Origin of the sequence: Methanocorpusculum petauri (assembly GCF_026891975.1) — an archaeon.
Classification (GTDB): domain Archaea; phylum Halobacteriota; class Methanomicrobia; order Methanomicrobiales; family Methanocorpusculaceae; genus Methanocorpusculum; species Methanocorpusculum petauri.
The window spans coordinates 1-18265 of the sequence record NZ_JAPTGB010000012.1; the positions used below are offsets into that span (position 1 = coordinate 1).

At 51.5% G+C, this 18265-nt stretch carries 19 protein-coding genes; 8 read left to right on the top strand and 11 right to left on the bottom strand.

The window, feature by feature from the left end:
• Positions 1 to 3044 (bottom strand): InlB B-repeat-containing protein (locus O0S10_RS06275; RefSeq protein ID WP_268925039.1); only part of this gene is annotated, 3044 nt, incomplete at its 3' end.
• A 957-nt stretch (positions 3045 to 4001) separates the two neighbouring features.
• Here O0S10_RS06275 and O0S10_RS06280 point away from each other — a divergent pair.
• On the top strand, positions 4002 to 4157 hold the full coding sequence (locus tag O0S10_RS06280; protein ID WP_268925040.1) for a hypothetical protein: 156 nt from the start codon (positions 4002 to 4004) through the stop codon (positions 4155 to 4157).
• A 4-nt stretch (positions 4158 to 4161) separates the two neighbouring features.
• Here the strand turns inward: O0S10_RS06280 and O0S10_RS06285 are convergent, their stop codons facing one another.
• The 3 genes from O0S10_RS06285 to O0S10_RS06295 all read right to left on the bottom strand — a co-directional run bounded on the left by O0S10_RS06285 (position 4162) and on the right by O0S10_RS06295 (position 5249).
• Complete coding sequence (locus O0S10_RS06285; RefSeq protein WP_268925041.1) at positions 4162 to 4422, bottom strand: elongation factor 1-beta; 261 nt, start codon at positions 4420 to 4422, stop codon at positions 4162 to 4164.
• A gap of 9 nt (positions 4423 to 4431) precedes the next feature.
• Entirely contained in the window at positions 4432 to 4593 is a 162-nt protein-coding gene (locus O0S10_RS06290; RefSeq protein WP_268922908.1) for a zinc finger domain-containing protein, read from the bottom strand.
• A gap of 65 nt (positions 4594 to 4658) precedes the next feature.
• Complete coding sequence (locus O0S10_RS06295) at positions 4659 to 5249, bottom strand: amino acid kinase family protein (RefSeq protein WP_268925042.1); 591 nt, start codon at positions 5247 to 5249, stop codon at positions 4659 to 4661.
• Positions 5250 to 5287: 38 nt separating this feature from the next.
• On the opposite strand from O0S10_RS06295, the gene O0S10_RS06300 reads away from it, so the two are divergent.
• Entirely contained in the window at positions 5288 to 6964 is a 1677-nt protein-coding gene (locus O0S10_RS06300) for a phospholipase D-like domain-containing protein (protein ID WP_268925043.1), read from the top strand.
• 48 nt (positions 6965 to 7012) lie between these two features.
• Here the strand turns inward: O0S10_RS06300 and O0S10_RS06305 are convergent, their stop codons facing one another.
• Both O0S10_RS06305 and O0S10_RS06310 read right to left on the bottom strand, forming a co-directional pair.
• On the bottom strand, positions 7013 to 7237 hold the full coding sequence (locus O0S10_RS06305) for a winged helix-turn-helix domain-containing protein (protein WP_268925044.1): 225 nt from the start codon (positions 7235 to 7237) through the stop codon (positions 7013 to 7015).
• A 231-nt stretch (positions 7238 to 7468) separates the two neighbouring features.
• Positions 7469 to 7708, bottom strand: coding sequence for a winged helix-turn-helix transcriptional regulator (locus O0S10_RS06310; protein WP_268925045.1), 240 nt, complete (start codon positions 7706 to 7708; stop codon positions 7469 to 7471).
• Positions 7709 to 7801: 93 nt separating this feature from the next.
• Here O0S10_RS06310 and O0S10_RS06315 point away from each other — a divergent pair, with 93 nt between their 5' ends.
• The gene (locus O0S10_RS06315; RefSeq protein WP_268925046.1) at positions 7802 to 8161 is read left to right on the top strand and encodes a hypothetical protein; all 360 of its coding nucleotides are present in this window, start codon (positions 7802 to 7804) and stop codon (positions 8159 to 8161) included.
• On the opposite strand, the gene O0S10_RS06320 is transcribed toward O0S10_RS06315, so the two are convergent.
• Positions 8158 to 8343, bottom strand: coding sequence for a hypothetical protein (locus O0S10_RS06320; protein ID WP_268925047.1), 186 nt, complete (start codon positions 8341 to 8343; stop codon positions 8158 to 8160). The two genes, O0S10_RS06315 and O0S10_RS06320, sit on opposite strands and share 4 nt — an antisense overlap.
• 57 nt (positions 8344 to 8400) lie before the next feature.
• Here O0S10_RS06320 and O0S10_RS06325 point away from each other — a divergent pair, with 57 nt between their 5' ends.
• A complete protein-coding gene (locus tag O0S10_RS06325) occupies positions 8401 to 8805 on the top strand; it encodes a hypothetical protein (RefSeq protein ID WP_268925048.1) in 405 nt (134 codons plus the stop codon).
• Here the strand turns inward: O0S10_RS06325 and O0S10_RS06330 are convergent.
• Positions 8775 to 10031, bottom strand: a complete 1257-nt coding sequence (locus O0S10_RS06330) for a tRNA (N(6)-L-threonylcarbamoyladenosine(37)-C(2))-methylthiotransferase (RefSeq protein WP_268925049.1) — start codon at positions 10029 to 10031, stop codon at positions 8775 to 8777. The two genes, O0S10_RS06325 and O0S10_RS06330, sit on opposite strands and share 31 nt — an antisense overlap.
• Before the next feature lie 83 nt (positions 10032 to 10114).
• On the opposite strand from O0S10_RS06330, the gene ppk1 reads away from it, so the two are divergent.
• Both ppk1 and O0S10_RS06340 read left to right on the top strand, forming a co-directional pair.
• Positions 10115 to 12214 (top strand): polyphosphate kinase 1, encoded by a 2100-nt coding sequence (gene ppk1 / locus O0S10_RS06335; RefSeq protein WP_268925050.1) that lies wholly within the window; start codon positions 10115 to 10117, stop codon positions 12212 to 12214.
• Position 12215: 1 nt separating this feature from the next.
• Entirely contained in the window at positions 12216 to 12806 is a 591-nt protein-coding gene (locus O0S10_RS06340) for an HD domain-containing protein (RefSeq protein WP_268925051.1), read from the top strand.
• Positions 12807 to 12813: 7 nt separating this feature from the next.
• Here the strand turns inward: O0S10_RS06340 and O0S10_RS06345 are convergent, their stop codons facing one another.
• From O0S10_RS06345 to O0S10_RS06355, 3 genes are all read right to left on the bottom strand, one after another.
• Complete coding sequence (locus O0S10_RS06345; protein WP_268925052.1) at positions 12814 to 13392, bottom strand: MerR family transcriptional regulator; 579 nt, start codon at positions 13390 to 13392, stop codon at positions 12814 to 12816.
• 83 nt (positions 13393 to 13475) lie between these two features.
• On the bottom strand, positions 13476 to 14045 hold the full coding sequence (locus O0S10_RS06350; RefSeq protein ID WP_268925053.1) for a DUF308 domain-containing protein: 570 nt from the start codon (positions 14043 to 14045) through the stop codon (positions 13476 to 13478).
• Positions 14046 to 14100: 55 nt separating this feature from the next.
• Complete coding sequence (locus O0S10_RS06355; RefSeq protein ID WP_268925054.1) at positions 14101 to 14655, bottom strand: DUF308 domain-containing protein; 555 nt, start codon at positions 14653 to 14655, stop codon at positions 14101 to 14103.
• A gap of 104 nt (positions 14656 to 14759) precedes the next feature.
• On the opposite strand from O0S10_RS06355, the gene O0S10_RS06360 reads away from it, so the two are divergent.
• Entirely contained in the window at positions 14760 to 16811 is a 2052-nt protein-coding gene (locus O0S10_RS06360; RefSeq protein ID WP_268925055.1) for a YIP1 family protein, read from the top strand.
• A 10-nt stretch (positions 16812 to 16821) separates the two neighbouring features.
• Positions 16822 to 18261 carry a PKD domain-containing protein gene (locus O0S10_RS06365; RefSeq protein WP_268925056.1) on the top strand — a complete coding sequence of 480 codons (1440 nt, stop codon included), beginning with the start codon at positions 16822 to 16824 and terminating at the stop codon, positions 18259 to 18261.
• Positions 18262 to 18265 lie beyond the last annotated feature (4 nt).

Genomic DNA, 18265 nt, shown 5'->3' on the forward strand with positions numbered 1-18265 from the left:
AAGAGTCCGCCAAGTACCGGGGCGGGTGCCTGCGTTAAGGTGGGCTGTGCGCCTGTCGCGGTGGTGGCGACCGGTGCCGCGGTGGTGGCGGATGTGCCGCTCTGCGCCTGCGTGGCTGCCGGTGCGGTGGTCGCTTTCGTGGTCGTCTGGGCGGTCTGCGTAGCGGTTGCTGCGGTGCCGGACGACGTCCATTTTGCATACAGGGTCATGTCGCCCGGGATGCTGTCGCTGAAGCTCCAGGCTTGGGTGCATGCTGCGTCTTTGTACCAGCCGCCGAAGGTGTAGCCGTCTTTGACGGGGTTGGCAGGTTCTGCTACGCGGTCGCCGTAGGAGAGGCCGGTCGCGGGGCTGATGTAGCTGCCGCCGGAGGTGTCGAAGAGGACACGGAAGGCGTTGTTCATGTTGCCGGAGCCGGAACTGACTGCTGCTGCGGTCAGGGTGACATAGTACGAGGAGAACTCAGATGCGGTAAAGGAGATTTTGCCGCTTACGTAGGTGCAGGGTACAAGGGAACGTACACCGTTCTTTGCGTGCCAGACCTGCGGGATCTTGGATCCGTAGTCAACATACAGTTCTACGGGTGCTTTGTCGAGCGTGAGACCGGTAAGGACTACCGAGAATCCTGCGACCGCTTTATCCTTGTCTTCCGGAGGAAGATCGTCTGATTTCGGTTCGTTGACAATCTGTAACGTATAATCAGTACTGAACAGGTTCTGGATGTTGTCGTCACTGCCGGGGATAACCAGAGACAGTTTCAGGTCTTTCCCGTTTGGAAGCGTGACCAGTGCCGGTTCGATGACGGCAGCCGAGATGTTTCCGGTTACGGAGTTGGATGTGGAGTCAACAGTCAGCGTTTCTCCAGTAACAGGCTTCAGGGTGATTTTGTCGCCGGTTGTTGTACCGCCGGATTTCAGGTTGAGGGTAACGTCATCGGCTGTCCCTGATGGCTCAATCTCTACGGTACTTGTATCTACTGTGATGCTGGTGGCACCGGAGGGTTCTGATGTAATGGTTGCCTTCGGTTTTGGCACTTCTTTTGCGACGGTCTTGTAGCTGTTGTCCTCGATGATGGTGAACGGTGCGAATACATAGGAGGCATTCAGCATTGGAGACTGAGCCTGATATCTTCCTCCCTGAATAGCAACTGCTCCATTTCTTTTAACAATTACATCATCGATCATGACCGCACTGGTGAGTGACGTATTTTGTGAAATGAACGTACCTCCCAGAATTGTTACATTTTTAATCTTCCCAGATGCATCCTGTCCCGTTGCAGCACCGCTGTAAAGACCATATCCGTTTTTACTGGTAAACGTTCCGCCCCGGATGGTCATTTCGGTGTTTCCAACATGACTGCTTTTACCGACAATACTTACGGCTGCTCCGGTCGTCTCTGTACCACTCGGGTTTCCCGTGGGTGGAATGGCATTCACACCGGTTGCAGTAAAGGTTCCACCGTAAATATCCCATTTGCCAGCAGGTGCACCAAGTGCTTCATCGCCGGAGAAGGTACCGCCGTAGATGGTGATCTGTGCATATCCGTTTCCGGCAATGGCCTGACCGTCGGCAGTACCAAGGTTAGAACTCGTACCGTGATATCCACGAACCTCAGCACCGTCACGAATGATGATCTGCGGGACATTGCCGCTAGTCTGGTACAAAAAGCCATATACAAATATACCAACGGTTCCAGATTCATCCGGATTACTTTCAGTACCTCCAATTATCGTGCCGGAAACATCCAGTAAGGAACCGTACCCCTGTCTTGAATTCGAAGTGAGAGATGTACTCACAACTGCACCATAGTCTTTACCAAGTACTTTCGCTCCCTTTTCGATAGTAGCTACAGCATAATTCTGGTCAGTACTAGTATCAGATCCATAAACATACAGACCTGCATAGGTACTATCGATCGTTACACCGGATTTCACGGTAAGGGAACCACGTTTAACATTTGCACCACAATAACCTGTGATAGTAGCTTCCGTTGATGCGGAGTTTTTGAGAGTGAGCGCAGCATTCTCGTTGTTCATCTCAAATACTGGTGTAGTAGTAGGTCCGGTGATCGTGTACCCGTTCAGATCGAGCGTGACCTTCTTGGTAATCGTAGCTGTCTCAGTTGTTGTGACGTTCTGTAACAAGGTAATCGTGGCACCGTCAGAAATGTACTTCGTGGCATTGACGAGGTCCTGATGCAGAGCAGGAATTGCCGATGAACTGTTCCGGACAATCACTGATGCAGTAGATGTAAGATCCTTGGGGATCTTGGCATTTGTGGCGAAATCGGATTTCGTCGTCCATGTGCGTTTGTAATTCCCATACGTCTTGATGGTAGTATCCGTGTACCAGTAGTACCAGTCATAGGCAGTATATCCGCTGGCGGATACTGTCACCTTTTCTGGATTGTCACTGTTGATCTGATACGGATCATTCAGGGTGTTACTGCCGGTAAGAGTCAGTGTGGCGGACTCTACACCGGGACTGCTGCTAAGGCCCACATCGATACTCTGCTGCCAATTGCTGTTGGAAATCTCAAGACCGGAAGCCGTAACCGTTGCACCGTTGATGGTGATTCCGCTGCCGGAACTGCCATTCAGTTCAACGTTATTCAAGATAACTGACTGAGATGATTCAAAAATATTCAGACCTTTTGCCTTGCCTTTACTATCGAGATGAAGATTTTTCAAGGTAACAGACTCAGAACCTGTGATGGTCTTCTCAATTTCAAGAAGATGGTCCGATATTTGAGAGGTGGATGAGATTGTGTATCCGGCACCATCAATCGTGACGGATTTGTTTACCTTAATTTCGTGTGTTGCCTCGATATTATTAGATAAGGTGATAATGGTTGTCGTAGAGTCTGCCAGCTTTGCGATCAAGTCGCTAAAGGTACTAACAGTCGCAGTACCAGTAGTATCCTCCGCACTGACAGCTCCCGCCATCAGCGTACACACCAGCAGGAGCGACGCGAGCAGCACCACACCGCGCCGCAGCAGTCCTCCGGTATCAATGGGACGATTCGTCCCGTAATTTCGTAAACTCATGAAATTCCTCCTCAGGACCAGCGGGAACACACTGCGGAAACGATCCGCCATACGCAAAACCCATTGAATCCTAAGATGAGAGGATATCATGCAGAAAATACTTTGATTCAAAATCGGAGGAAAATACTTATTTTGCGCGAGAAAACGGACAAAATTTCGACGTGAAAAATACGCGAAAAATAATAGTATATAATTATTTTGAGCATATTCTGGGTTTTGCAAAACACACAAATTGAATCCTGTTGAATGATTCCCCTCACTCCAAGAACAATTTATGATTACATTTATATTGCATTACGTGCCATATCCTCTCATCTAAGGATTCAACCCTTTGAAACATCCTGCGCGGACCTCTTTTGAAAAATCAGATGTATAGCTTTGGATAATCGCAGATAATAGAATATGATGATAATAGAGCTTCGCTCTATTATCTGCGATTATGTTCTCATCATCCATAAATGTATGGATAGACAAAACCAAGCAAATGCATAGTCAGACACCCCCTGTTTTTCCCGGAAAAACCTAATGTATGCTCAAAATATTCATATACTGCGAAAAGAAAAAACCAGATTATCCCATGGGAAGATACCCGAAACTTCCCCGGGCTGCCTGCGGCCACAACATCATACCGCAGACAACTCCCCAGAAATACTAACCTGCCGCGGCAGAACATCGCTCCCCGCCCGCACCGATCGATCCCCTCCCCGCATCTCACCACCGAACACATGACACATGACACCGAACAACACAAAAAAAAATATCACTCCGGTATCCCTTCCGCATCACAGCGGAACGATACCGGACCCCTCAGTACCCTGTTGTTATGTTATTGCACTCAACCAATAAAAACATCAGCATACAGGGAACACACCAAAAAAAAAATAAAAAATAAAAAAATCATCACACCCCCTGCCGCACCCCCCTGTTCGGTGTTCGGTGTCACGACCCCCGACAACCATGACCCGAAAAATCGCCTACCTCCGCATCCCCGCCGACCTGCTCAGCCTCATCAAAACCATCGCCCACTCCGTACTCGCCGTCAAAGGAATAACCGCCGCAAAAAACAGCATCGGAAACCGATCAGAACAAAAACAAAACAGAAAAGAAAAATAAGTATTTAGAGCATCCGGTTCAGAGACTCAATCTCTGCACGGTCAATGCCCGCAATGCCTGCAAAGAGGCCCTCAATCTTGTCGCCGGAACCTTCCTCATCCTCAGTGATCATAGCGATCTTAATTGCAGAGAGACCAAAACCAATCGGCTCAACTCTCATATCCTGAATACCCGGGATCTTCTCTCTAATCTCAGCCTGAAGCTTTTCCATGTCAACATCCGGAGACTCCGGCATGACCTTCAAAATTACTGCAACTTCGCCCATATTATTTCCTCACGGGCCCTGGAACCCGCACTTCGGACAGGTATATTTAATGCTCTGCTTGCGGCAGTATGCACAACGGTAGATAACCTCACCGCAGTCAGGACACTTAAACTCGGTTGCGCCGCGCTCAGCGAGCGGGGCATTACATGACGTACATTTCGTAGCTGCCATTCGATCAAACTCTCTAAATTATTAGCTCCCCACAATTATAAACGTGTGGCCTCCACCGCCGCATATCACCGAACCCGGGTCCCGGAAACACAAACCCCGTGCAGACAGGCAGACAGACGATCCGGACATCTCCCATTGATAATTTTCGCCGGAACCGCATACCTGCGCAGAACATCCCTGCAGCAGGGATCAATCACATCCGTCTCCAGACCCTCCGGCATCTCAGCAAGCACCTCCCCGCCCGACATAACACCATCAACCGACTTCAAAAGAATCAGCGGACAGCCCAGCCGCCCCGCAACCCACGCCGAGATCGCATCCGACGTCACATCCCACGAATGCGGCAGAGGATCCGCCTCCCGCAAGGTACGGTACGGAAGAAAAATCCGCGCACCCGCCTCAGGCAGCGAACAAACATCATCCGCCAAAACCCCAAATGTAGACAAAAACCACCCGTACTGATCCATCGCAGCCACCGCCATCCAGTGTGCAGCAGTTCCGTCAATACCCAGACCTCGTACATCATTAGCAAAAACACCCCCGCCCGGCACAATCAAAACCGGCACAGGAGACGCAGCAAGAACCCGCATCACAGAACCAGCCGCATCCATCAGACTGCCCCCCACCTTCACAACAACACCTCCGCTCACAAACATACAATACTATTAATCTGTCTCATAACACAAAAACCAGTATGAGAGTCTGGATACTCCTCTGTATCATCCTCTGCATAACTGTTGCCCCTGCATCCGCAGACTATCTCATAACCGAGATATGTCCCGACGGATACGCAAAAGGAGACGGAGACGAGTACTTCGTACTATCCGGAACCGGCAGTCTGGATGGCTGGACAATAACCGACGGCGAAGGCTCAGTCCGGTTCCCGCCAGGAACAACCGCCTCGGGCGACATAATCATCGCCCGCGAAGGAACCGCCTATCACAGCATTCACGGCACATATCCGGACTATGAAATATACAGCACCCACCCTTCCGTACCCGACGCACTCTTCACTGGCCGGTTTCAGATGGCAAACACCAAAGACGACATCACCCTTCTTTATCATGACTCCCCGGTACAGTCCTTCTCCTGGCCGGAAGACTTCACCCCGGGAAACGGGCGGATTCACCGTTACACAGACGGCATATGGGATGAACGGATTTACAAAATCGGTCAGAGCCGTTTCTCTCCCGAAACATTCACCGCAGAATCCGTCACACTTTTCGTATCACCCGACTCCTCATTTGAAGTAGTTGACTCCGTCATCACCAATGCACGCTCCAGACTCTGTATCTCCATGTACGAATTCACCCATCCGGAACTCGCAGAATCGGTTGCCGACGCCGCATCACGGGAGGTTGCAGTAACACTTCTCGTTGAAGGCGGACCGGTGGGCGGCATGAGCTCCGAAGAAAAAGGCGTACTGAACTACCTCACAGACGCCGGAGCTGCGATCTACACCATAGAAAGTACAGACAAACTGCCCGCACGCTACCGGTATCTGCACGCAAAATATCTGATAGCTGACGAAGAAACCACACTCATCCTCTCGGAAAATTTCAAACCAACCGGCATCCCGCTCCCGGGAACACGCGGCAACCGGGGCTGGGGGGCAGCAGTACACAGTGCCGGCGTTGCCGAATACTTCCACGAAGTCTTTACCGCAGACCTGACAGGCTATGACATCTACCCGTATGTCCCCGGGACAGAACCTCTCCCGGACACCTGGAAAGACAAAGACATCACCGTCCGGTTCCCCCCGCACACCGTGTACAATGTCGCAGTCACACCAATCGTATCGCCGGACACAAGTGCCCTCATCCCCCGACTGATACAAAATGCCAGGGAAAAAATTGACCTCCAGCAGGCATACATCTCCGGATACCCCGGGGGCGCGCATAATATCTGGCTTGATTTAGTGCTTGAAACAGGGGGTCGCGGCATCCCGATCCGCGTCATGCTGGACGGGATGTATTACAACACGGAAAGTGATGCGGATAACGATGAAATAGTCGCAAATATCAACCGAATTGCCAAAAAAGACAACATTTACGCAGCAGCAGAGCTGAAATTTCAGGATGAATACATAACCAAGCTGCATAACAAAGGACTGATAGTTGATATGAAATACGTACTCATCAGTTCGGTGAATTGGAATTATAATTCCCCAAATAATAATCGGGAAGCGGGAATTATCCTTGAAAATGAAGAATCAGCAGAGTATTTTTCAGAAATTTTCCAATATGACTGGAATGGAGATCCCGGTAAATTGGAAATCGGAGATGCAAAACAGATTGATTTACGCCATATTTTAGTTGCCGCAATACTCGTGCTACTGGTTATAATTTGGCAACTGAAAAGACGAAGATAAAATAAAATTAAATGAAGGAGATATTTCCGGTTCTCCTCAGGATATTGTTTATGCAGAGGCCTGATTTGAAGGAACGGCAAGCTTCGGCTGGTAGATGACCTGACGGGCATCACGGAAGTTGAACTTCTCGATCACGAGACCATTCTCCTTCAGACGCTTGAGTGCATATCGAACGGTACGCGGAGCCAGTCCGGTGCCCGCAACGATATCCTTGTGTGTCTGCGAACCGGTGCTCTCCAGAAGGCGGAGAATCGTGATACACGACTGGGGCATTTCTGTTCTTTGCATACAAAACAATTGTTTTAAAAGTATTTATAGATTTCTAATATAGTTCGTATACATACGAACCATATTAATTTACGGCGAAAAAAGGCATTATTTTGAACAATAGACGCTGAAAACAGGACGTTTAGAATTTAGTGAGAATTACGGGGAGATTCCGAGACATTTTTGAATCAATCTAAAAAAGGAGAGATTTTTCAGGCTTTTAAGCCAAATCCCCGCTTATGCAGTTGCCTGAAGAGGGGCCGAAGGCACTTTCAGAGAGTACAGAATCTGCCTGGCATCGCGGAAATTGAACTTTTCCACGAGCAGATCGTGTTCCTTCAGCTTTTTCAGCGCATAACGGATAGTTCTTGGAGATAACCCTGTTAACTGGGCAATTTCCTTGTGTGTCAGAGAGTTGTACGGGTCCAGTACTGACAGTACTTTGACCGATGACTTGGGGAGTTCTGTTTTAGTCATACCGAACAATCGACTTCTGAACATATATAGGTATCTACCCTGCCAAAAAGAGTAATCTACAAGTAGATCACAACCCATACATTCAAAACAACCATGCTGACCCCTCCAGAACGGCATGCCGTACTTATTCTCGCAGGCATCATCGCAGTCCTCGCCCTCTTCCATTTCGGGATTGTCTATCTCTACCCTGACGGCGGGGCAGTTCCGTACACGAGCGATAGTTCTGACGGCTCACTTGTCACCCTTACCGGCACAGTGGAAGACATCACCCTTACCAGAACCGGCGGACACCTGATTCTCAACATCTCCGGCACAGCCGTATTTGTACCGGACGGCGGATCCGCCCTTGAACTTCTGCGGGGAGACAATGTAACGGTGCGCGGCATCGTAGACACGTATGCCGGAAAAAAAGAGATTATCGTAAATAATCCTGCTGATATTGTACTGATTTAAGTCCTGTCTGCTTCGCCGGGAAGACCTTCGCCCTCAATCACGGTTACGTGACTTGCAAAGCCTTTCTTTTTCTTCTGATCCTCAGAACCTGAAATTTTGGCTGACCCGCTCTTTGCCTTGCGTCCGTCAACACCTGCTCCGGTATCGCTTCCTTCATCAATATCATTAAATTTTATTCGCATAGGGAAATCATCGACCCGCAACAATAAAGTCATTTGCACGAGGACAAGTACATCACCATGACGGAGCTTCCGAAAACAGGTGAACGTATTGATGTCCTTGTACTCCGCGAACTGCGCCGGACCGAGCGCATCAATATCTACCTGTATATGGACGAAGAAATCGCACGAACCTCAGACCTGACCACCGACCTTGCAAAGTACCGGCTGGTCGATCCCGACTTCCGGCCGGTACTGGAGATTGAAGAATGGTTCAAAACCATGCAGAAACAGATGCGCCAGATAGCAGGTGCAAACGCACGCGTGGAAGAAATGTTTACCGCAGAACCCCTGCACGCAGAAATTCTGGAGACCGGAACGTTAGAGACCGCTGTAGGCCGGCGCACCTACCTCAAAGCACTTCTCCCCTACCTTGACGAAATGGAAGAGATGCACTACTCCAATGCCACTATGCCCACAAGATAATGCCGGCGGTGTCCGGTAATGGTCACGCGAACCTGCGTCCCGACGGGAATCTCTGACAGAATCACAATATTCTGATACGTTCTGTCGCGTGCCGTAACACTTCCCGCACGCACCACCTCGGTCACCATCGCATCAACCGTTTTTCCAATCCAGGTCTCATTATTTGCATCATACACCGCATTCGCCGCATTCGTCAGGGCACGCGACCGCTCCTTCTTCACCGGCTCGGGGAGATTTTTCATCTTTGCCGCAGGAGTTCCGGGCCTCACCGAAAACCGGGTAATATTCACCTTCCCGGGCCGCGTAGCAAGAATTTGCGCAACAGAAGCTTCGCCGTCCTCCGCCGTTTCCCCGGAGAATCCTGCAATATAATCTGTTGAGATGCGGATGTCGGGATACCGCTCGCGGGCGCGGAGGCAGATCTCCTCATACTGTGCTGCCGTGTATCTCCGCCCCATCGCCTTCAGTACCGCATCCGAACCTGACTGTACCGGCACATGCAAAAACAAAAAGATCTTCGGATCCGCAACTGCATCCAGAAAATCATCCAGAATCGGCAGCAGCGTATCAGGATTTGCCATACCGATACGGATGCGGAACTTCCCCGGAATCTCAGTCAGCGCCCGCAGAAGATCCGGCAGACGCAGACCATCAGTGCGGTCCATTCCCCAGGAACTGACATCCTGGGCAGTTACCTGAATCTCGGTCACCCCTGCCTTCACAAATTCCCGCGCCTGATCCACAATATCCTCAAGCGGGAAACTCGTCAGCTTCCCCCGGGCAAACCGGGTAATACAGTAGGTACAGTGGCCGTTGCACCCCTTCGCAATCTGTAATACTGCATGATCTCCTGCACACACCGTCCCCACCTCACGGTAGCAGGTGTGAATCAGATCCGGATCAATAATATATGCATCCGGATGCACCGCCAGCACGCGGTCTGCCGATATACCCGGCAGACATCCCGTCACAACCAGAATCTTTCCGGCAAACAGACGCATCCGCTCATACATATGCTCCTCGGTTCTCGCAACCACAATACAGGTATTGATCAAAACCGCATCCGCATCCTCCGCAGTATCAGTAATAGTACAGCCCTGGGACCTGGCAATCTCGATGACCTTCTCGGTATCCCCAAAATTATACGTGCAGCCGTACGTCTCTGCATACAGCCGGATATTTCTCAGCCGGTCAAGTGCTGCAGCGGTCAGAGCTGTTGAATCCATGTATGCTATACTGATCTGTGCCGAACTAAATAACTAAGTATCTCCGCGAACCATACATTTTCATTTCAGGCCGGGATACTTCCATGGGCAAAAAACATAAGAAGGATGGAAAATCCAAAAAGGACAAAACGCTCTCTGACACAGATAAGCTGTTGTGTGAAGACTGCGGCAGATACTTCAACCGGGAACTCTCCTGGCTGAAATTCAATGAACGCGTCCTGGCTGAGGCAAGAAACCCCAAGAACCCGCTGCTGGAGCGGGTATCATTCCTCGGCATTGTCGCCGACAATCTGGACGAGTACTTCATGGTGCGGGTTCCCGCCTATCAGGAGGGAGCAACCCGGTCCAGTGATGAGTACGAAGAAGTGGTCGGCAGCCGCACACAGCTGGAGATGATCTATGATCGGACCATCTTTTTGATGCGCAACATCTCCTGGGTCTGGGCAAAGGAACTCAAGCCGGAACTGGAAAAATCCGGCATCATCTTCACCAAATATGCCAAATGCAGTGAGTCAGAGAAGCGTACCCTCCGAAAAGAACTGGGAGAGATTCTTGCAAACAACCCGGTGACGGTCATCCGCGGGGATCGATTCGAGGACATCGGACATGATGAGTTCCTCAAAGGCATGGGACTGCTTGCCAAGTCTGACCGTGGTTACGCGGTTATCCCTATTCAGGACATTCTGGATACGTACGGAAGATTCGTCCGCGTCGGCAAACGAAAGGCCGAATACATTTTCCGTGAGGAACAGCTGCGGAAAAATGCCGATCTCCTCCTGCCCGACGAGACAGTCCGGGCCGTTGTACCGGTGCGTCTCACCCGCGACTCGGACCTGAACCTGAAAGGAGACGATGCCGACGATCTGATCTCAGCTATTAAGGCAGCTCCCGAAACGCTTGCAAAGAAACTCCCCTCGCGGCTTGAGACGGAACAGTGGCTGCCGTACGGATACACCAGCTATCTGGTAAATGCTCTTTCCCTGCTTCCGGAGCTGGTCTATGACGTGCCGTCCCCCCTCGGTCTTGCCGATCTCAAGAAGTTTCCCGTTTCTCGTCCTGAACTGAAGTTTCCCCCTTATGCACCGGCGCTTCCGGCAGGACTGTCTGAAGAGGATCGGATCTTTGAACGGCTGGCGGACAAGGACATCATGCTGTTTACCCCCTACGACAGCTTTGACGGGCTGGTCAACTTCCTGAACGCCGCAGCAAAGGATCCCGCCGTGCAGAAGATTCAGATGACATTGTATCGTCTCGGCTCTGAATCGCCGGTAGTTGATGCTCTGATTGCGGCGGCCAGAAACGGTAAGGATGTCACCACCGTTATTGAACTGAAGGCGAGCTTTGACGAAGAGGCCAACTTCCAGTGGGCGACAAAACTCAGTGAAAACGGTGTTACTGTGACGCACGGTATGCCGGATCTGAAGGTACATGCAAAATGCTGTCTGGTCACCCGCAGGGAAGGCGAAAAAACGGTCCGGTATGCCACCATCTCAACCGGCAACTACAACGCAAAAACGGCAAAGATTTACTCAGACATCTCGCTGTTTACGGCAGATTCCGGCATCTGCCGGGATGTTGCCATGCTGTTTGCATACCTGACGAAAAAAGAGGAGCACCCTGAATACAAGCATCTGCTGGTAAGCCCGGATTTCATGGAGGATTCCCTGATGCATTTCATTCAGCGCGAGATTGATCATCAGAAACGTTCCGGAGGCGGGCATATTATTCTGAAGATCAACTCCCTGACTCACCGGCCGATCATCAATGCACTGTATGAGGCATCCAACGCCGGAGTGAAGATCGATCTGATCGTCCGCGGTATCTGTATGCTCCGGCCCGGCGTCCCGAACCTCTCTGATAATATCCGGGTCATCTCAATTGTCGGCAGATTCTTGGAACACAGCAGAGTATTCTACTTTAGAAACGACGGGGACGAACAGGTGTTTATCGGCAGTCCGGATATGATGTCGCGCAACCTCAAGCGGCGTGTTGAGATCATCTGCCCGGTGCTTGACCGCAAAATCAAAAACGCAATCATCAACAGAATCCTGCCGACTTTCATCCATGACACAGGCAAGGGGCATATACTTACCGCGAACGGTGTGTACCTCCCTCCCAAACATCCCGACTCCGGTCTTGGAGCACAGCAGATGTTTATCGCAATGAGAAAGGTCTGGTGGTAAGGTGAAAAAACAGGATCTGCAGATTGTGCATGAAGCGGCAGCTCTTCTCACCGAGGATTTCCGTCATGCGGAGCAGGTCTGCCGTCTGTCGCTTGCCATCTACGATGATCTCTCTTTGGTGCACGGCTGCGGCAAGCAGACGCGGCGTCTGCTCGCGGCGGCGGCACTTCTGCATGACATCGGCTGGAGCGTCTCGAATGTTTCCCATCACAAATGCGGCATGGCGTTTATTGCCGAGGACCGGACTCTGCCGTTTTCGTTGCGCGAACGGATTCTGGTAGCACTCGCCGTCCGGTACCACCGGGGACCGCTGCCCAAACAGCGCCATCAGCTTTATTGCGGCCTTTCCAAACAGGACCGCCGGAAGGTTCAGCTGATTGCAGGAATAATCCGGATTGCTGACGGACTGGACCGTTCCCATGCAGGTGTTGTCCGGTCGGTTCACGCGAAACTTTCGACCGGGACCCTTGTCATTTCCTGCACCGGGTCCGGCCGGGGATCTCCGGAGCAGCGGACGGCTGCAAAAAAAGCGGATATGCTGATGAAGGTGTTTTCTGCGGGCATCCGGATCTGCTGGAAGCGGTGCCCGTAATCAGACGTTACCGTTTCCAGAATCCCGATTTCTTTTGTGCATCCTGATCGCGGAAGTACTGCTCCAGAGATGCGATCTGATCCCAGAGTGTGTGTACCTCCCCGCGAAGGGCTGCAACCTCTTTTGCAACCCCGGCAACTGCATCCAGTACCGCTGCATTGTCGTCTGCGATCTTTTCCCGCATGGCAGCCATCCGGTGATCCATCGTCTGAACCGCAGATTCCGCAGACCGTACGGCAAGGATAAGTTCTTCTTCGGTCTCACTCCGGGGGATCGGTTTTGGCGCCTGTATCTGCGGTTCTTTGGGCGTCTCAATTCCCATCCGCTTCATGTCTTCCAATGCCCGTTCTTCCAGGGTCTTGCCGCCTTTGATTGCTGCCGTGATCACTTCCGGCGGAAGGCCCTGTGCATGGAGGTCTGCGATCTTCCTGAACCGGTCAACCATGTTTTCATCGTACACCCGGACTTTGCCGATCTTTTTGCAGGGGAGAAGTGCTTCATAGTCATCTGCGATCCGCCTGCATTCATTCTCGGGGATTCCGAGAATCTCGGCAATGTCTGCAAGTTTCCGTGTTGTATCGGCCATGGATGTTCCTACGTTTTTGATGGGATAATGACCGATAAAAGGTTTGGGATGTGAATCCCGAAAAAAGCGGGAGGGGGATGCCCTCATTCGACAAGGGTTGCAAACTCTTTTTTGTAGACATATCCCTGAATCAGGGATACGATACCGGCGATTGCGAGGAGGATACCAAGAACCAGTGTGAGGACTGGCGCTCCTTCTTCGGGGAAGAGCAGGAAGAACAGACCGATGATGATGCCGATGATTCCAAGAATCAGCATCAGAATTCTCTGACCGGCAGAGAGTCCGCGGCTGAATGCGGAGATCACATCTGTCACTCCGCTGAGAAGTGCCACAATGCCGATAAAGACGGTTGCAATCCAGATCATTCCTTCCGGGTGGATGAAGGATGCAAGCGCGATGATAATGCCGATGATGCCGAGCAGTATCATCCACCAGGTTGCTTTCGGTTCACCAAAGGCAGCAAATCCGGAGAAAAGTGCGGCAATGGAGACGAAGAGCAGAAGAACTGCAATCAGATAGGCTCCGACGTTTAATGCGGCGAAGGGAAATGCCAGACAAAAGATGCCAAGCACGAGCAAAACGATTCCCTTGAGGAGCAGGGGTTTCCAGGCATCCGGGAGCAGTGTCTGCTCGAGGATAACAATGTTATTCATATACTATCCTTGTCTTTGGTAGATATATCCCCTTGGGTCGTAATAAAAAAAGTAATTAAGCTGTCTGAACAGCTTTTTTTGCCATGTATCCTTCTGCGATTGCAAGGATACCGAAGGCAAGCAGGAAGATTCCGGTTACCTGAACGATGACAAATGCCCCGACGAACGGAGAGATGATGAACAGGATACCAAGGATGATACCGAGGATTCCGGATATTGCAACAAGGGCGCGGTTTGCCATTCCGCATTTGTCAGAGATGGCAAGTGCCAGATCGGTGAATCCGCTGATAAGAGAGGTGATTGCGATCAGGAACACAATATAGAGCGTCATCATTGCCGGGAAGATGAATGCAACGATACCGAAGATGATTGCAAGAATTCCCAGAAGAATTACCCACCATGTGCGTTTGTACTCACCGAGGAATGTAGATCCCGAGGTGAGAAGCTGGATACCCAGGATAATAAGGACAATACCAAACAGATAGTCAATCGCAAGGATTGAACTGAAGGTAAATGCCAGCATGATAATTCCGAGAATTATCATCAGGATGCCTTTGAGAAGGAGAGATTTGAAGATATCTCCAGCCACAGGGCTTTCAGTTTCAGTCATACAGAACAAAATGCACTGCAAATACTATTAAATCCTTGTATGAAGATAGTCCGGCTGGTTTGACAGATTTTTATAACATCAAGTCAATAGGTAATAAATATACTATGTCTCCCGTAGAGATGCATGAGGACGAGGTTCGATATTACTCTTCGCCCGTCATGGTGAAAACCCAGCAGTACATGGGTACCCTTACCAGTGAACGGCTGATTATTGAAGGTGGTTCAGCTCCCCGCGAGTTTAAAATTACGAATATTGTGGGTGCAGAGCCGATTACGCTCCCGAGTAACGAGCCGGGCCTGAAAATTGTTTTGTCAACCCCGGGCGGCCATAAAGAGATGGTATGGTCGTTTCCGGTGGGCGATATTTTCAAGGCGGGTGAGCAGCAGGCCTGGGTGGATCAGATCAGGAAAGCCATCGGGGATAAGCCCTTTGCCGTCCCTGCGTCGCAGCCTGCATCCGTGCGCGCCGTTCCGACCGCTGCGGCTGCGTCACCCCAGTCGCCGGTGTATTCTCCGGGCGAGATGGAGATTCTGAAAACTGCGGGTGTCAGGATTAAACGTACCTATTATACGCTGTATCTGACGAATCTCCGCCTGATTCTTCAGAATAGTGCGGGACAAATTGGTCGTGAGTTTGCGATTGCGGAGCTGATGGATGCGTCCCGGATGGAGAATGAGTCCGGCGAGCCGGCGGTTGCGCTGACGATCGGGTCGCAGACCGGGGTGAAGCAGATGATTCTGACGTTCCCGTCTCCGGGGTCCCGCGAGGCGTGGATGGTTCAGCTGTCAGCGAAGCTGCCGGCTCATGTGATGCCGCAGGTTCCGCCGATGATGCCGCAGGGAGCGGCTGTATCTGCGGGCGGTATGGGCTATGGTGCTCCGCAGGCTGCCCAGCAGCCGCAGATGCTTACGCTGCAGCCGGGAGAGAAGACGTATATGTCTTCTCCGGGTGTGCGGGTAAAGCGTTCGTCGTTTACGGCGTATCTGACGAATACACGTTTTGTGCTGATGGGGAATACGAATGGTATGCTTGCGATTGCGGGCGAGTTCGCGGTGAATACGCTGAAGAAAGCTGTTCGTATTGCGGGAGAGCTCGGAGAGCCGGGTATCGGGCTGACGATTGTTTCCCGTGACGGGGAGAAGGAGATGCATCTGCTTTTCCCGTCGATGGATCTGCGGGAGATGTGGATCGGGAAGTTTGAGGAGATTATTCCGCCGGAACAGCCGCAGATGTTCGGTGCTGCGGCGTCTGCTGCGCAGTACTCGGTGACGACGGTGACACCGCCTGCGCGGGGAAATGCGCCGGTGAAGTACTGTACGGTCTGCGGGGCGCGGAATCATCCGGATGATCATTTCTGTGCGATGTGCGGCAAGCCTCTGGGGGAGACGGGGGCTGCCGGTGCGGCGGCTGCGGCAGGGTCAATGTCGGAGCCGTCGGTTCCGGATATGTTCGGCGGAAGCGATGCACCGCGTCAGCGGAAAGGAAAGGCAAAGCGGGAGAAGCGGTCCCGGCGTGATGCTGATGAGTATGATGAGCCGCGGGAGCGCCGGACCAGGGAGCGGCCGCCCAAACGCGAGCGTGCTCCGAAGCAGCCGAAGGAGAGGAAGCCGTACGAGGGCGGTATTGCCGGGTTCCTGACGCGGCCCGCGGATGCGTTTGCGTATTACGGCCGCGAGAGTCCGCGTGATGCCGTCGGGCTGTTCCTGATTGCGGGAGTTGTCTGGGCGGTTATTTCCGTTGTGATGCTTGCGTTTGTGCTGCCGATGATTCTGCCGATCACAACCGCGGACTTCCCGATTATCGGTGCGCTGCAGAGCAATATGCTGGCGATGGTGATGCTGATTCTGGTGATGCTCGTGCTGTGGATTGTGTTCATCATGATTCAGGGTGTGCTCTCCGGCGTTTTTGCCAAAGTGTTCGGCGAGGATGCGGAGATCGGCGAGACGATGGCGGTTGTGATGCGGAGCACGCTTCCGTATGCGGCGGTCGGCTGGATTCCGGGATTCGGTATTCTGATTGCGGCGGTCTGGTCACTGGTGGCAACGATTAAGGGATTCGGCGCTGCTCTTGAGATGCGCGGCGGTGCGGCGGCAGGCTGCGGTATTCTCGGCCTCGTCGTGGTTGCGGTCATCCTTGTGGTGCTCGGCATTGTGTGAGGTGCATGAGATGCGAAAAATTCTCGTGATGCTTCTGGTGTTCGCGCTGGTGATCGGATGCGTGGGAGTGGTGAGTGCGGAGGATAACCCTGCAGACGATACCCTGCCAAATGTAGACGAGAAATCCAGTACCCTGGATGATACGGAAATAGAGGGAGAGCCGACCCCCGGAAGCTCTGTCACACCAGCAAAACCAGTATTGGAACCGTTAATCAGTAACAAAATCAGCGGTTCTGCGCCATTGACTGTGGAGTTTACTGTCACTGCAACAAGCGGGAATCCAACGGGATATGTGTGGAATTTTGGAGATTCGAATACGACACCAAATTCCAATACAAAAGTGACCCATAACTTTACTACTGTGGGGAAACATACGGTGAAAGTCTGGGCAATGAATGGCACGGTGGCATCCGACCCAAGAACGCTGGAAATCACCGTTACTGATGTCCTGATTCATCCGGTCGTAAATGAGCTGATAGCAAATGAGACGAACGGTCGTGCACCGCTGTCTGTTTTGTTTACAGCAACAGCAACCCACTCAACTGAATATACGTGGACGTTCGGTGACGGGACTGCACCCCAGACAACCACAAACAACACAGTAACTCACGTGTTTACGAAAACTGGAACCCACACCGTAAATGTCATCGCAAAAAATACAAACGGTACATCAGAACCTAAATCAACCACGATTGTGGTAAACGCAAATACCTCCGCATATAAGGTTGCCATTGATGCAACACCGGTCAAAGGTGTTGCCCCGCTGACGGTGAAGTTCACATTAAATACTACCATTCCTGATGAGGACCTCTCGAAGGTAGATTGGAACTTTGGAGTAGATGATAAATCGTGGATATCGAAAAGTAATGAAACATACAAATCCCCCTCGTGGACATACACAGAGGATGGTGACTATAAGGTAAAACTTACTGTTGAATCCTCCTTGACCGGTAAGGAATATCAAACAGAGATTACTATCTCCGTTTCTGACCTCGTTGCTGCCTTTGATGCATCCAAGACATCTGGTGCCGCACCGCTTGAGGTGAAGTTTACCGACAAATCCACCGGCCCGACCTCGTGGAAATGGACGATCTACAAAACCGACGATGGTTCCCGGACCCTGCAAAAGGAACTTACCAATCAGAACATCACTTACACATTTGATCGTGAAGGAAAATACGAAGTGGAACTTGCAGCCATAAAAGGTTCCAAGTCGGTTACAACCTACAAAGAAATTATTGTCAGCGCAAAAGCAACGACCGCCACAACCGTAGCGACAACAAAAGCAACAACCGCACCAACAACCGCCGCGACAACATCCCCGATCGTAAAAACAGCCGCTCTCTCCGATGATGACAGCCCGGTCCCCAACCCGATGGACATCATTGAAGAGTTCCTACGTCTGCTGAAGGTCATGCTGGTCCCGGAAAACTACTCTCTTGCCCCCTGAGAGG